We start from the raw sequence: 12,316 nt of genomic DNA on the forward strand, positions 1-12,316 counted from the left end.
GTCTTGTGAATTAAATCAGGTCTTGAGCAATCGCAGCCAATCCATTTGCCCGATTCACTTTTTAGCGACGGAGTGGCGATTTTGCTCAGGAAGCCCAGGAAGCCGCCATTTGCAGGCCGGCCTCACCTGAATCTAGTGAACCGCCGCGTACATGATCTTTTCCTCGGTTGCCTCCGCCGGCGAAAACTCTTCGACGATACGTCCTTGCCGGCAGACCAGGATGCGGTCCGACAGGTTCATGATCTCCGGCAGGTAGGAGGAAATCACGACGACAGCGAGGCCCTCATCGGCCAGCCGGTTGATGATCTGATGGATCTCGGCGATCGCGCCGACATCGACGCCGCGCGTCGGCTCGTCGAAGATGACGATGCGGGGCCGCTGCACTAGCCCCTTGCCGATCACCACCTTCTGCTGGTTGCCGCCGGATAGCTCGACGACGCGTGCATTGTCGTTGATCGCCTTGATGTTCAGCGTCTTCGTCCATTCGGCCGCAAGCTGCCGCATCTCCTGCTGGTCGATCACCCAGGCCTTTTCGCGGCCCGCCGCCAACAGCCCGCCGAACAGGTTCTCGGCAATGCCCATCGTCTCGAAGATGCCCTCGCTCTTGCGGTCCTCGGTGACATAGACGATGCCGTCGGCCACCGCCTCGCTCGGCACGAGATAGCGCACCGGCTTGTCGTCGAGTTCGATCGCCCCGCCACGCAGGAAATCGCGCTTGTAGATGCCGGAGACGATCTTAAACGTCTCGGTGCGGCCAGAGCCGATCAGCCCGAACACGCCGGTGATCTGGCCCTCGAAGATAGAGAACGAATTGTTGCGCACGACATTGCTCATCGAGATGTCCTGCACCGACAGAACCTTCTTGCCGGCCTTGCGCAATTTCGCCTCGTCGCGCTGCCGATAGATCTGCCCCGACAAAGTACGCCCGACCATGGCGGCGACGATCCGGTCGCGGTCGAAGGCGGATGTGTCGTCGGTGATGACCAACTCGCCGTCGCGCAAGATGGTGATGCGGTCTGCGATATCAAGCGCTTCTTCAAGCGCGTGACTGATGAAGACGATCGACACGCCGCTCGCCTTCAGCCGCCGGATCAGCGCGAAGAAATGCCGTTTCTCCTCTGGCGTCAGCGTCGCCGTCGGCTCGTCGAAGATGATGACCTCGGCATTGTGGTGGACGGCGCGCGCGATCTCGACCATCTGCCRCTTGGCGGCACCCAGCGTCGCCACCATCGCGTTCGGGTCGACGGGAAAGTTGAGGGACTGCAGGAACTGCTGCGCCGAAATGTAGGTGCCGCGTAGCCGGTTGAGGAATTTTTCGGCGCCGAGATAGAGGTTCTGCGCCACCGTCATCGACGGCACCAGGCTGGTTTCCTGGAACACCATGGCAATGCCGGCTTCGAGCGCCGCATGCGGCGAGGCGTAGGCGATTTCGGCGCCCTTATGGAACATCCTGCCGGAGGTGGCGTCGACCACCCCGGCGACGATCTTGGTCAGCGTCGACTTACCCGCGCCATTCTCGCCGAGCAGCGCGTGGATCTCGCCCTTGCGCAGGTCGAAGCTGACGTTCTTCACCGCGGGCACGCCGCGATAAGTCTTGGTGACGTTTTCCAGGCGGACGATCGGTTCCATCAAAACCCTCCCGACGCGAGGTCGACGGACAACACGCAGTCGCCGCCCCTGGAGGCGATGAACAGAAGGCCGGCCCTTTCGGCGACGCTGCAAATGCCGTGGCGCGTGCCGTTGGCGCGGCTGTGCAGGCTGAATTGCGGCTGCAGCTTCTGGTCGAGCCTTACCACCAGCCCGTAGGAGCGGCTTGGCGACCAAGGCTTGTGGATGCCCATGGTGCGGATGCCACCGCATTGCAGCGGTTCAAGGAAGCTGCGGCTGGAAGCCAGGGCCGGCGCGATCCAGTAGGCCGGTGGCACCTGATTGATCATGTCCTGCCGGTAGTGCGTTTCCTGCAGCACGAATTCGATCAGCCGGTTGCGCGGCGCAAACAAGGTCAGCCACGCACCGCCATCGGCGGTCGGCGACAGCCGTGCGGGATAGCCGGGCAGATGCGCCAGCACCGTCGAGCGGTTGCCGGTCGCGCCGTCGAAGCGGACGAGCTGGTGGCGCCAGCTTTCGCTGACCAGCACATCCTGCCCTATGGGATGGAGCCCATAGGGAAAGGCGATCTCGCCTGCCACCTTGCGGAACCCACCGCCCGCCGCATCCCGCTTCCACAGCGAACCGGACGCGCCCTTCTTCATCAGGTCGGCGGCCCATTGCGACGGCGCGTGTTCAGCCGAACCGTTGGCCAGCCACAACATGCCATCATCTGCATAGGCAAGTGCGGTGATGCAGCGCATTCCGGCCGGCAACGAAACCTCCTTGCCGGCAATCAACAGCCTGCCACTCTCCAGCCCGACCGTCAGTTCGCCTGATGGCGACAGCGCCAGCGCCGTGACCGGAGATGGAAAAGTCTCGACCACGGTTGGCACAGCGCCGGCAGCGATAGCGTGTATGGCATTGCCGCTGGAGGCTAACAGCCTGTCGCTGGAAATCAGCAGATTGTCCGGCTCGGTCAGCTCAGCGACAGCCGGCGCGTCGTCCAGCCGCGTGTTCGGGCGGAAGGCGCCGTCGAGCGGCGGAATGGTCACCGCCTTGCCGCGAAACAGGTCAAGCACCGGATCGAGGATCATGAGGCCGCCCCCCAGTAGGAAGCGGGGCTGGTCCAGTTCGGGTCGGCGCCTGATATCTTGTAACGACCGATGCGGTTGTTGAGGATACCGCCGACAAACAGATACCCCCTGTGCTCGCGCATCGAGGTGACCATCGGGTGCGCACCGCCGGTAAGGTCGCCCATCGCCTCGACGATGCCGCCCTTTTCGTTGAACTTCACCACGCCGCCGGTGTTGATGTTGGGGAACAGCCATTCATCCTGCGGCAGCCGGCGCGTCATGCGCTTGCGCATGTCGGGATGGCGCAGCGACAGGTCGAAGCTCGGCGTGCGCATACCGAGCCACGCCATCCAGTAGTTGCCGTCGGAGGCGCGGTTGATGTTGTCGGGGTAGCCCGGCATGTCGCGGATGACGCATTCGGCCGTGCCGGCCTTCGGCCCTTCCAGCCAGTAGCGGTGCACGCGGCAGGCCCAGCTTTCGGCGAAGAACAGCGACTTGCCGTCATGCGCCATGCACACACCGTTGGTGTAGCGGTAACCGTCGAGCAGTGTCTTGGTCGAGCCGTCCTTCGGGTCGTAGACCAGCAAGCGGCCGGTGGCGCGGTTCTCGATCGAATCCAGCGCCCAGTCATGGGCGTCGTAGCGCTTGGTCGAGTCGGTGAAATAGATACGGCCGTCGGGTGCCACGTCGCAGTCATTGGGATCACGCAGTCGCGCATCGTCGACGATCGAGGTCCAGGAGCGCGAGGTCTCGGCCGACAGGCGTTTGACCTCGCGCGTCGGCGACACGGAATAGAGCCCCATGGCGCCGACACAGCTGATCAGGTTGCCTGATTTGTCGAAGGCAAGTCCAAGCGGAAAGCCGCCAATATGGGCAAACACTTCCGACCTGACGTAGTCCGGCGCGAAGAAGCGTACGATCTCACCATGGCGGGTGCCGCAATAGAGATTGTCGTCGCGGTCGAGGATGACATCCTCCGGCCCCTCCAGTTCGCCAAGCCCGATGTGGTCGGCAGCCGAGAGCCTGTTGTCGAGTTCGTATGGCGTGCCCGAACCGGGCGCCGCCGACTGTGTCGCGCCCATCTTGAGATAGACCGGCGCGACATAGACCTCGTTCAGCACCTTGTGGCGGTTCTTCAGCCAGCGGATGTCGATGGTCACCGCCACCGCCAGCATGATGCCGAGCACCATCTGGTTGGTTCCGGTGCCATAGCCCAGCCGGATCAGCCCATTGGTCATGGTCAAGACGATGATGGCGCCCATCAGCYCCTTGATCACCGAGCCGCGCCCACCGCCCAAGCTGACGCCGCCGACCACCGCCGCCGTCAGCGCCATGATCTCGAGATTGAGGCCGGTGCCCGGCCCTGCCCCGCTCAGGCGGCAAGCGATGAGGAAGCCACCGATCGAGGCGCAGAAACCTGAGAAGACATAGGTCATGAACACGGTGCGGCGCACCCGAATACCGGCATTGTGCGCCGAGCGCCTGGAGCCGCCGACCGCCAGCACGTGCCAGCCCGGTCGCGAACGGGTCAGCGCGATATGGGTGACGATGGCGAGGATGATTGCCAGCCAGACCGAGACCGACAAGCCCCAGAAGGTGCTGTCGCCGATGAAGTCGAGCACATCCGACGTGGCTGTCGAGAGCTGCACATCAGCGGCATAGGTGGTGACCAGGATGTCGAACAGTGCCCGCCCGAAGATGAAGGTGACCAGCGTAGTGAGGAAGGCGCGCAGGCGGAGATAGCCGACGAGATAGCCATTGATTGCGCCGAAGACGAGGCCGGTGGCAAGCGAAGCGGCCAGCGCCAGCCAGATCGACTGTTCGAGGATGAAGAAGACATAGACGGCCGAGAAGCACGACAGCGCGAAGATCGAGCCGACCGACAGGTCGATGCCGCCGCCAAGCATCACCACCGTCATGCCGGTCACGACCATCGAGAACTCGCCGAGCTGGCGGGTCGATTCCTGCAGCGAGGTCAGCTTGAAGAAGCCCGGAATGATCGAGCCAAAGGTCGCCAACGTCACCACCAGCGCCAGGAACGGAATGGCGTTGTCGGTCCAGCGCTTGGTCAGGATCTCGCCGACAAGATGGTCGGGCACGAGATTGTAGCGCCAGGACTGGAGGCGTTCGCGAAAGGACATCGGGTCACTGCTGCCAAATCTGGGCTGCTAGAGAAAGAGGTGGCCGGGCAATCCGGCCACCTCGTTGATTGGTGTTGGCAAGGATCGGTCTATTTCGCCGCCGCTTCGGCCTGCAGCGCCTTCAGGTCCCAACAGCTGTCGGGCTTGAGGTCGGCCTTGGTCGTCGCCTTCTCCAGGGTGTAAATGTAGGTGTGCGAGGTGCCGGCCGGCTGGCCGCTCTGCAGCAGGAACTTGATGATGGCGTTCATGTCGCCCGACTGACGGGCAAGCTCGGTCATCACCACGGCGCCATAGGTGCCGTCCTGCAGCTTGTCGCAGTCCGCCGCCTTTTCCCCGCCGCCGGTGGTGACCAGGAACACCTTGCCCTCGAGCTTGGCGTCTCGGATCGCGGCCGAAGCGCCGGTGGCGTCACCATCCCAGAAGTCGATGATCGAGCAAATGTCCGGGTTCTGCTGCAGCATCGTCGTCGTCACGTTGCGCGAGGTCGTCGCATCCCAGTTGGAGTCGGGCTTGGCCACCACCTTGAAGTCGGGATGCTTGTCCAGAACCTTCATGATGCCGGCATACTGATAAAGGCTGGAGGAGTTCGCCTGGTCGCCCTGCACCAGGCCGATCTTCTTCGACGAGTTTTCGCCGCAGCCCTTGATCGCCGCTTCGGCCTCGAGCTGGCCTAGACGGTCCCAGTCGCTGCCGACAAAGGCGTCGGCCGGGAAGTTGGCAGGATTGTCGACCAGGAGCACGTAGGTGCCGGCCGCCTGCGCCTTCTTCATCAGCTTGGAATAGGAGTTGAGGTCCGGCGCATGGATGATCAGCACGTCCGGCCGAGTGTCCGACGAAATGGCGTCGGTGATCGCCTGCGCGCCGGCATCGACGACCCAGTTCGGATCGCGCGTCTCGAACACGCCACCCCAGGCCTCGACTTCGGTCTTCAGATAATGCGCCCAGCCCTGCGCCAGGTCGAAGCCCATCGCCAGCGGCACCAGCATGACGCGCTTGCCCTTCAGCGACTGCGCATAGGCGGCCGGGCCCGGATCGTCGGCGGCAAAGGTGGGCGCGACGAAGGCGGTAACGACAAGCGCTGTGGCGGCGGCCAAGAGTGTTTTGATCAGTTTCATGTCACATCCTCTGTTTTGGTCACTGTGGTTCACCGACGGCCCAACCGTCCGCGTTTGGTCAAGTCTTCTGGTTCAAGAATGATCTCTTAGGGATCATGCTTAGATATCGCCCTGCTGCGCGGTCTGTTCGTCACGTGGGTTGATGACGCCATCGACGATGATCGCCCCCAGAAGGATCGCCGCCTTGATCAGGTTCTGGTAGAGCAGCGGAATGTCGATGATGGTCATGGCGTTGAGCAGGATGCCGATCAGCGCCGCCCCGACCAGCACGTTACGCACCCCGCCCCGCCCGCCGGACAGGCCGATGCCGCCGATCACCGCCACCAGCACGATATCGTAGAGCAGCGTCGAGTTGACGACGCGGGTGTTGATCGAATGTAGGCTGGCCGCCGTCAGCAGGCCGGCAATCAGCGCGACGAAGGCCGACAGCACATAGCGCAGCACCAGCATCGGCCGCACAGGAATGCCGATGTTGCGCGCCGCGACCGGATTGTCGCCGGCGAAATAGATGTAGCGGCCCCATTTGGTGTAGCGCAGGAACAGGTAGAACAGGAAGGCGAGGCCCGCGAAGACGAACACCTCGATGGGAATATCGAGGAAGCGTAGGCCGCCGAGCAGCTCGACCCAATGGCCCTGCGGCACCGGCACGGCATCCTGCGTGATCAGTTGCGAGCGGACGTAGCCGAAGACGAAGGAACCGGTCGCCAGCGTCACGAAGATCGCCGGCACGTCGGCATAGGCGACGAGGAAGCCGTTTAGCAGGCCGATCGCGAGCACGCCGGCCAGCACATAGGCGAAGGCCAGCCCATCCGGCGTTCCTGAATTCAGAAGTTGCAGATACCAGGCGACAGACATTGCCATGATCGCCACGGCCGAGAGGTCGATGCCTCGGCCGATGATGACGACAGCCATGCCGAGCGCCAGTATGCCGAGCACCGACACCGAGCGGACGATGGCCACGAGATTGTTTGGGTCGATGAAGCCCGGCAGGCCGATGGCAGCGGCAATAAACAGCACCACGGCGATGGCAAAGACAATGCCTTCCTGATTCAGGCTCCTGAAATTCGGCCAGCCGATCGCGTTCATGTCCCGCTTACGCCCCAATGGCAGCGCTGCCATCCCACGGAAAGCTAATCGGCTTAGCGCCGGTTCGTCAAATGAATCCGCGTTCAGAAGCCCGGCCGGTGGCGATATTCATCGAGTGGACGCATCGATTGCCAAAACTGGCGCAATGCCCGGAAAAGCCTGGATTTTTAGCAAATGATTGCGTCAATGCGATCGCTTGCGAAAGCACCGACCAAGGCGAAAGGGCAAGGCGGAATTTATCTCCGCATCAGGTGGAAGAATTCGATTTCAGTTCCCCCGTGCGTGGCCGGAAACCTCGGCACCCGCACCTGGTGGCAGCGCGAGGAAACGCAACGCCGCCACCAGCCCGATGGCGCCGATCGCCAGAAAGGCGATGCGAAAATCGACGAGGTCGAGCGCCGGCCGGTCCCTGGCGATCTGCGACAGGTTCAGGATCGCCGCCGCCACCGCGACGCCGAACAGCATCGCCACTTGCTGCAGCATGCTGGACAGTGTCGCGGCCGAACTGCGTTGCGCCGCGTCGATATCGGCGAAGGCCAGCGTGTTGAGGGCGGTGAACTGCATCGAGCGCGACAGGCCGGCGATCAGCATCAGTAGGATCACTAGCGCTTGCGGCGTCTGCGGTGAGATCGCCGCGCACGCCATGATCGACGCCGAGGCGATCAGGCCGTTGACGACCAGCACAGATCGAAAGCCGAAGCGCCGCAACGTCGGCGTCGTCACCGTCTTCATGCCGAGATTGCCGAGGAAATAGGCCAGGATCATCATGCCGGCATCGACGGGGCTGAGACCGAAGCCGACCTGGAACAGAAGCGGCAACAGGAACGGCGTGGCGTTGATCGCCACCCGGAAATTGGTGCCGGCGGCAAGCGTCGAGATGGCGAAGGTCAGCACCTTGAACGATGAGAGGTCGAGCAGCGGATGCGGTGCGCGCCTGAGATGGCGCACCGCCAGCCAGCCGATGGCGACACCGAAGGCGATGAGCGCCACCGTCGGCAAGACACCGTCTTCTGGATGCGCGATGCGTTCGAGCCCGTACAGAAGGCAAGCAAGTCCCGCCGATGTCAGGAAAAAACCCGGCCAGTCTAGCGGTTTTGGGTTGGCCTCGCGGTCGCCGGGAATGAAGCGGGCGACCAGCGCCAGCCCGATTACGCCGAGCGGGATGTTGATGAAGAAATTCCAGTGCCAGGACAGATAGGTGGTGATGAAGCCGCCCAGCACCGGCCCGACCACCGGCGCGAACAGCGCCGGCCAGGTGATCAGCGCGGTGGCGTTGAGCAGCTCGGACTTCGATGCATTGCGCAAGACGAGAATGCGGCCGACCGGCGTCATCAGTGCACTGCCCAGCCCTTGCACGACACGTGCGGCGACGAACTGGGTCAGGTTTTGCGAGAAGCCGCAGGCGAGCGAGGCCAAGGTGAAAAGGATGATTGCCAGCAGGAAGATATTGCGCGCACCAAACCGGTCGGCGAGCCAGCCCGACAGCGGCACGAACACCGCCATGGTCAGCATGTAGACGGTGATGCCGATGCTCATCGCCACCGCCGGCACGCCGAAGGAAGCGCCCATCTGCGGCAACGATGTCGAGATGATCGTCGAATCCAGCAACTGCATGAAGAAGGCGATGGCGACAATCAGCGCCACGCGCCGCGCATTTGTGGCCGTTTCGGGTAAGGCTTCAGTGTCGGGAATGGCAGTCATGACGGAACCGGTTTGAACAGCAATTAGCCGGCCGCGTCCATAGACGGCGTAACAAACTTTCGTGTCGCGTCACGGCCTGTTATGGATGAGAGGCGACCGGGGAAAGTGCACGCAGCAGATGAAACCCATCTATATCGACTATCTCAATGCCCTCGATATCGACGCCCTTGCCATGTCCGATGGTGAAATCATTGCCGCCGTAGAGGCCGGCCTGGTGGCGCAAGGCAATGGCCAGACGGTGATCGAGCCGCGCGTCCATCTCGAGCCGGACCCGTCCTTCCACGGTCATTTCAATGTCCTGCGCGGCTACGTCGCGCCTCTCGACACCGCCGGCGTCAAGATCGTCGGCGACTATGTCGACAACTACCTGCACGGCCTGCCCTCCGAATTCGGCATCCTCAATCTGTTCGATCCGCGCACCGGCACGCCGCGCGCCATCCTCGACGCCACCGTCATCACCGACATGCGCACCGGTGCCGTCACCGCCATCGGCGCCAAGCATCTGGGGCGCAAGGGCTCAAAAGTGCTGGCCCATATCGGCGCGCGCGGCACCGCCTACTGGAATGTACGCCTGCTCGACCATGTCTTCGACTTCGACGAAATCCGCGTCCATTCGCGCCGCCCGGAAAGCCGCGACGGTTTCGCCGCAAAACTCTCCGCCGATCTCGGCAAGCGTGTCACCGCTGTGGCCGACTGGAAGAGCTGTGTCGAAGGCGCCGACATCGTGGTCGAGGCCTCGCGGCTGCCGGAACCGCAGCCCATGTTGAAGACCGAATGGATCAAGCCCGGCGCGCTGGTCGTGCCCTACGGCACCATGAGCGCCGTGGAGCTGTCGCTGACCGACATCATGCAGAAAATGGTCGTCGACGATTGGGGCCAGTGCAAGGGCGGCAAGTTCGGCTCGCTGCGCGCCCATGTCGAGACCGGGCGGCTGAGCGAAAAGACGCTGCATGCCGAGCTTGGCCAGATCGCCGCCGGTCTCAAGGCCGGGCGAGAGAATGACAGCGAGACGATCCTGTTCTGGCACCGCGGCCTGTCGCTGTCCGACATTGCGTTGGGCAAGGCGATGCTGGCCAAGGCGCAGGCGCAAGGCATCGGCCAGCGGCTGCGCTTCGCATGAGTGCGCTCGTCCTCACCGGAGCCGGCGTGGGCACTGCGGATGTCGCCGCTGTGGCCCGCGAAGCGCGCAAGGTGGAGGTCCGATCCGATGTCCTCGGCAGGCTGCAGAAGGCGCGAACAGTGCTCGACCAGGCCGCCGCCTCCGGCCAGCAGATCTATGGCCTCAACACCGGGCTCGGCGCCAATCTCGGCACGACGGTCGAGGGCGACGCCAGCGCCTTCCAGCGCCAGCTGCTGGAAGGACGCAGCGGCGCGGTCGGCGAAGCGCTACCGGTCGAGACCGTGCGGGCAACTATGTTTGCCCGCACGGCGATGCTTTCAACGGGAGGCTCCGGACTTTCGCCCACCGTGTTTGTCGCTTTGGTCGACGCGCTCAATGCCGGCGTCCACCCGGTGATGCCGTCGCTCGGCTCGATCGGCGCCGGCGATCTGGTGCTGATGACGGCGCTTGCCCGCCTGCTGACCGGCGAAGGAGACGCCGACTATCAGGGCCGGCGCATGCCGGCGGCCAAGGCGTTGATGATGGCCCGCCTCGTCCCCATCAGCCTGGCGCCCAAGGACGGGCTGTCGCTGATTAACGCTTCGGCTGTTTCAGCGGGCAGCGGTGCGCTCGTGGTGACGGATGCGCTGTCCGCCCTTGCCCAGCAGCACCAGGCCGGCGCGCTGACCATGGAAGGTATCGGCGCCAATCGCACCATCCTCGACCCGCGCCTGCATATGGCGCGGCCGGCGGCCGGCCAGCAGGAAGCGGCCAAGGCCTTGCAATATCTGCTCGCCCGCGACGAGGCACCGGCGCCGACCACCTTGCAAGATCCCCTGTCGATCCGCTGCATGCCCTCGATCCATGGCGCGCTGATCGAGGCGATCGGCCAGGCGAGACATGCCGTCGAGATCGAACTCAATGCCGCCGCCGACAACCCGCTGGTGCTCAGCGACGACGGGCTGGTGCTGTCGACCGGCAATTTCCACACTGCTTCGCTGTCGCTCGCCTTCGAAACGCTCGGCCTGGCGATCGCCCAGAGTGCCGCCGCGAGCGCTGCCCGCTTCATCCAGCTTACTGGCTCCGGCCGTAACGGCCTGCCGAAATATCTGTCGCCGGTCGGCGGCGCCTCGGCCGGCTTCGTGCCGCTGCAGAAGACGGCGACATCGATCCTGGCCGCCATCCGCCACAGAGCCAATCCGGTGATGCTGGATTTCTTGGCCGTCTCGGAAGGCGTCGAGGACCATGCCACGCAGACACCGCTGGCTGTCGCGAAATGCGCTGGGATGGTCGCGCTGTGGCGGCGGCTAATCGCCTTCGAATTGATGGCGGCGGCACAGGCGGTCGACCTGCGCGACGGGCTCACCCTGGCGCCCCGCACCGCCGCAATTCACAGGGCGATACGCGCGCTGGTCCCTAGCCTGAAGGAGGATCGGCCACTCGGCATCGACGCCGAAGCGCTCTTCGCCGCGCTCGCCAACGGACCCTGGCAGGTGACCTTACGCCCGGCCAACCTTGTCGAGGAACAGCCGTAGTTCACCCGGATCCATGTGCACGACATGCCTGTCCTCGGGATAGGCCAGGCTGTTGACGTCGGCGACATATTCGGAGAACGCCGCGATCCGCTCAGCCTGCAAACGATCATATTCGGCGGCGAAATTGCGATAGACCTTGGAGTGGCGAGGCATGTGCCCACGGTTCTGGCCGAGAATGTCGTCGGCGAACAGATATTGCGCGTCGCAGCCGGTCCCCGCCCCCATCGACAGCATGATCAGCGACGTCCGCTCCGAGATCGCCTTCGCCACCTCGACCGGCACCACTTCGATCTCCGCGCCGATGGCGCCGGCGGCCTCCAGGTGCTTCACCGCTGCGAAGACCTCCATGGCGGTGTCGGCTGTCTTGCCAACAGCCTTGAAGCCGCCCGTCCAGGTGGCGCGCGATGGAATGAGGCCAACATGGCCGATGACCGGGATGGCGTCGTCGGCCATCCGCTTGATCGTGGCGTAGCCGGCGCTGCAATAGACCGCGTCTGCGCCGGCCTTATAGAGCCGGAAGGCCCAGTGCAGGAAATCGTCCGCCGTGCCGATCTCGAAGAAATTCTCCCCCGGCATGGTGAACAGGCTGGGCGCCGCATCGCGGTATTGCGGGTTGAGCACCAGTTCTGGCGGCACCGAGACGATGTCGACCCCTGCCCGCTCGGCGGCCTCGGCCTCGTCCATCGTCAGCACGCGCAGCATGGTGAGCTGGCGCTTGCCCTTCATGGCGCGCAGGTCCGCCACCGTCGGTCTTTTTCGGCTCATCGAAAGAATTCCCTCTGTTACGTGCTGCGGCAGGTCAGCCGATCTGGATCATCACTTTGCCAGCCTCGACCTTCACCGGATAGGTCGCGAGATCGACGCACACTGGTGCGCCCTTGGCAGCACCAGTCTTGTAGTTGAAGCGGCCATTGTGCTTGGGACATTCGATGATGTCGTCCATCACCAGCCCGTCAGCCAGATGCGCCTTCTCATG

The 12,316-nt window shown here is 63.9% G+C and carries 10 protein-coding genes; 2 read left to right on the forward strand and 8 right to left on the reverse strand.

Annotated features, from left to right (window positions below):
- Window positions 1–132: 132 nt before the first annotated feature.
- The 6 genes from ACXJ7R_RS13555 to ACXJ7R_RS13580 all read right to left on the reverse strand — a co-directional run bounded on the left by ACXJ7R_RS13555 (window position 133) and on the right by ACXJ7R_RS13580 (window position 8,706).
- Window positions 133–1,629, reverse strand: coding sequence for a sugar ABC transporter ATP-binding protein (locus tag ACXJ7R_RS13555; RefSeq protein ID WP_457152275.1), 1,497 nt, complete (start codon window positions 1,627–1,629; stop codon window positions 133–135).
- Entirely contained in the window at window positions 1,629–2,684 is a 1,056-nt protein-coding gene (locus ACXJ7R_RS13560; protein ID WP_457152276.1) for a hypothetical protein, read from the reverse strand. Before ACXJ7R_RS13560 ends, ACXJ7R_RS13555 begins: the two co-directional genes overlap by 1 nt.
- The gene (locus tag ACXJ7R_RS13565; RefSeq protein ID WP_457152277.1) at window positions 2,681–4,804 is read right to left on the reverse strand and encodes an ABC transporter permease; all 2,124 of its coding nucleotides are present in this window, start codon (window positions 4,802–4,804) and stop codon (window positions 2,681–2,683) included. The genes ACXJ7R_RS13560 and ACXJ7R_RS13565 overlap by 4 nt, the downstream gene beginning before the upstream one ends.
- Before the next feature lie 89 nt (window positions 4,805–4,893).
- Window positions 4,894–5,919, reverse strand: a complete 1,026-nt coding sequence (locus ACXJ7R_RS13570; RefSeq protein ID WP_457152278.1) for a sugar ABC transporter substrate-binding protein — start codon at window positions 5,917–5,919, stop codon at window positions 4,894–4,896.
- Window positions 5,920–6,018: 99 nt separating this feature from the next.
- The gene (locus tag ACXJ7R_RS13575) at window positions 6,019–7,005 is read right to left on the reverse strand and encodes an ABC transporter permease (protein ID WP_457152279.1); all 987 of its coding nucleotides are present in this window, start codon (window positions 7,003–7,005) and stop codon (window positions 6,019–6,021) included.
- A gap of 267 nt (window positions 7,006–7,272) precedes the next feature.
- The gene (locus ACXJ7R_RS13580; RefSeq protein ID WP_457152280.1) at window positions 7,273–8,706 is read right to left on the reverse strand and encodes a DHA2 family efflux MFS transporter permease subunit; all 1,434 of its coding nucleotides are present in this window, start codon (window positions 8,704–8,706) and stop codon (window positions 7,273–7,275) included.
- A gap of 118 nt (window positions 8,707–8,824) precedes the next feature.
- On the opposite strand from ACXJ7R_RS13580, the gene ACXJ7R_RS13585 reads away from it, so the two are divergent.
- Both ACXJ7R_RS13585 and ACXJ7R_RS13590 read left to right on the forward strand, forming a co-directional pair.
- Window positions 8,825–9,826 carry an ornithine cyclodeaminase family protein gene (locus ACXJ7R_RS13585; RefSeq protein WP_457152281.1) on the forward strand — a complete coding sequence of 334 codons (1,002 nt, stop codon included), beginning with the start codon at window positions 8,825–8,827 and terminating at the stop codon, window positions 9,824–9,826.
- Complete coding sequence (locus ACXJ7R_RS13590; RefSeq protein WP_457152282.1) at window positions 9,823–11,340, forward strand: HAL/PAL/TAL family ammonia-lyase; 1,518 nt, start codon at window positions 9,823–9,825, stop codon at window positions 11,338–11,340. The genes ACXJ7R_RS13585 and ACXJ7R_RS13590 overlap by 4 nt, the downstream gene beginning before the upstream one ends.
- Here the strand turns inward: ACXJ7R_RS13590 and ACXJ7R_RS13595 are convergent.
- Both ACXJ7R_RS13595 and ACXJ7R_RS13600 read right to left on the reverse strand, forming a co-directional pair.
- Complete coding sequence (locus ACXJ7R_RS13595; protein WP_457152283.1) at window positions 11,305–12,105, reverse strand: 3-methyl-2-oxobutanoate hydroxymethyltransferase; 801 nt, start codon at window positions 12,103–12,105, stop codon at window positions 11,305–11,307. The two genes, ACXJ7R_RS13590 and ACXJ7R_RS13595, sit on opposite strands and share 36 nt — an antisense overlap.
- Window positions 12,106–12,139: 34 nt before the next feature.
- The coding region (locus tag ACXJ7R_RS13600) for a Rieske 2Fe-2S domain-containing protein (protein ID WP_457152284.1) at window positions 12,140–12,316 on the reverse strand (177 nt) is incomplete at its 5' end.

It is taken from the genome of Mesorhizobium sp. P5_C1 (genome assembly GCF_054049815.1).

What these genes read in the sequence shown, in the direction of transcription:
- ACXJ7R_RS13570 (WP_457152278.1), bottom strand. Translation starts at nt 5,919, where the DNA reads ATGAAACTGATCAAAACACTCTTGGCCGCCGCCACAGCGCTTGTCGTT.
- ACXJ7R_RS13590 (WP_457152282.1), top strand. Translation starts at nt 9,823, where the DNA reads ATGAGTGCGCTCGTCCTCACCGGAGCCGGCGTGGGCACTGCGGATGTC.
- ACXJ7R_RS13585 (WP_457152281.1), top strand. Translation starts at nt 8,825, where the DNA reads ATGAAACCCATCTATATCGACTATCTCAATGCCCTCGATATCGACGCC.
- ACXJ7R_RS13595 (WP_457152283.1), bottom strand. Translation starts at nt 12,105, where the DNA reads ATGAGCCGAAAAAGACCGACGGTGGCGGACCTGCGCGCCATGAAGGGC.
- ACXJ7R_RS13575 (WP_457152279.1), bottom strand. Translation starts at nt 7,005, where the DNA reads ATGAACGCGATCGGCTGGCCGAATTTCAGGAGCCTGAATCAGGAAGGC.
- ACXJ7R_RS13560 (WP_457152276.1), bottom strand. Translation starts at nt 2,684, where the DNA reads ATGATCCTCGATCCGGTGCTTGACCTGTTTCGCGGCAAGGCGGTGACC.
- ACXJ7R_RS13580 (WP_457152280.1), bottom strand. Translation starts at nt 8,706, where the DNA reads ATGACTGCCATTCCCGACACTGAAGCCTTACCCGAAACGGCCACAAAT.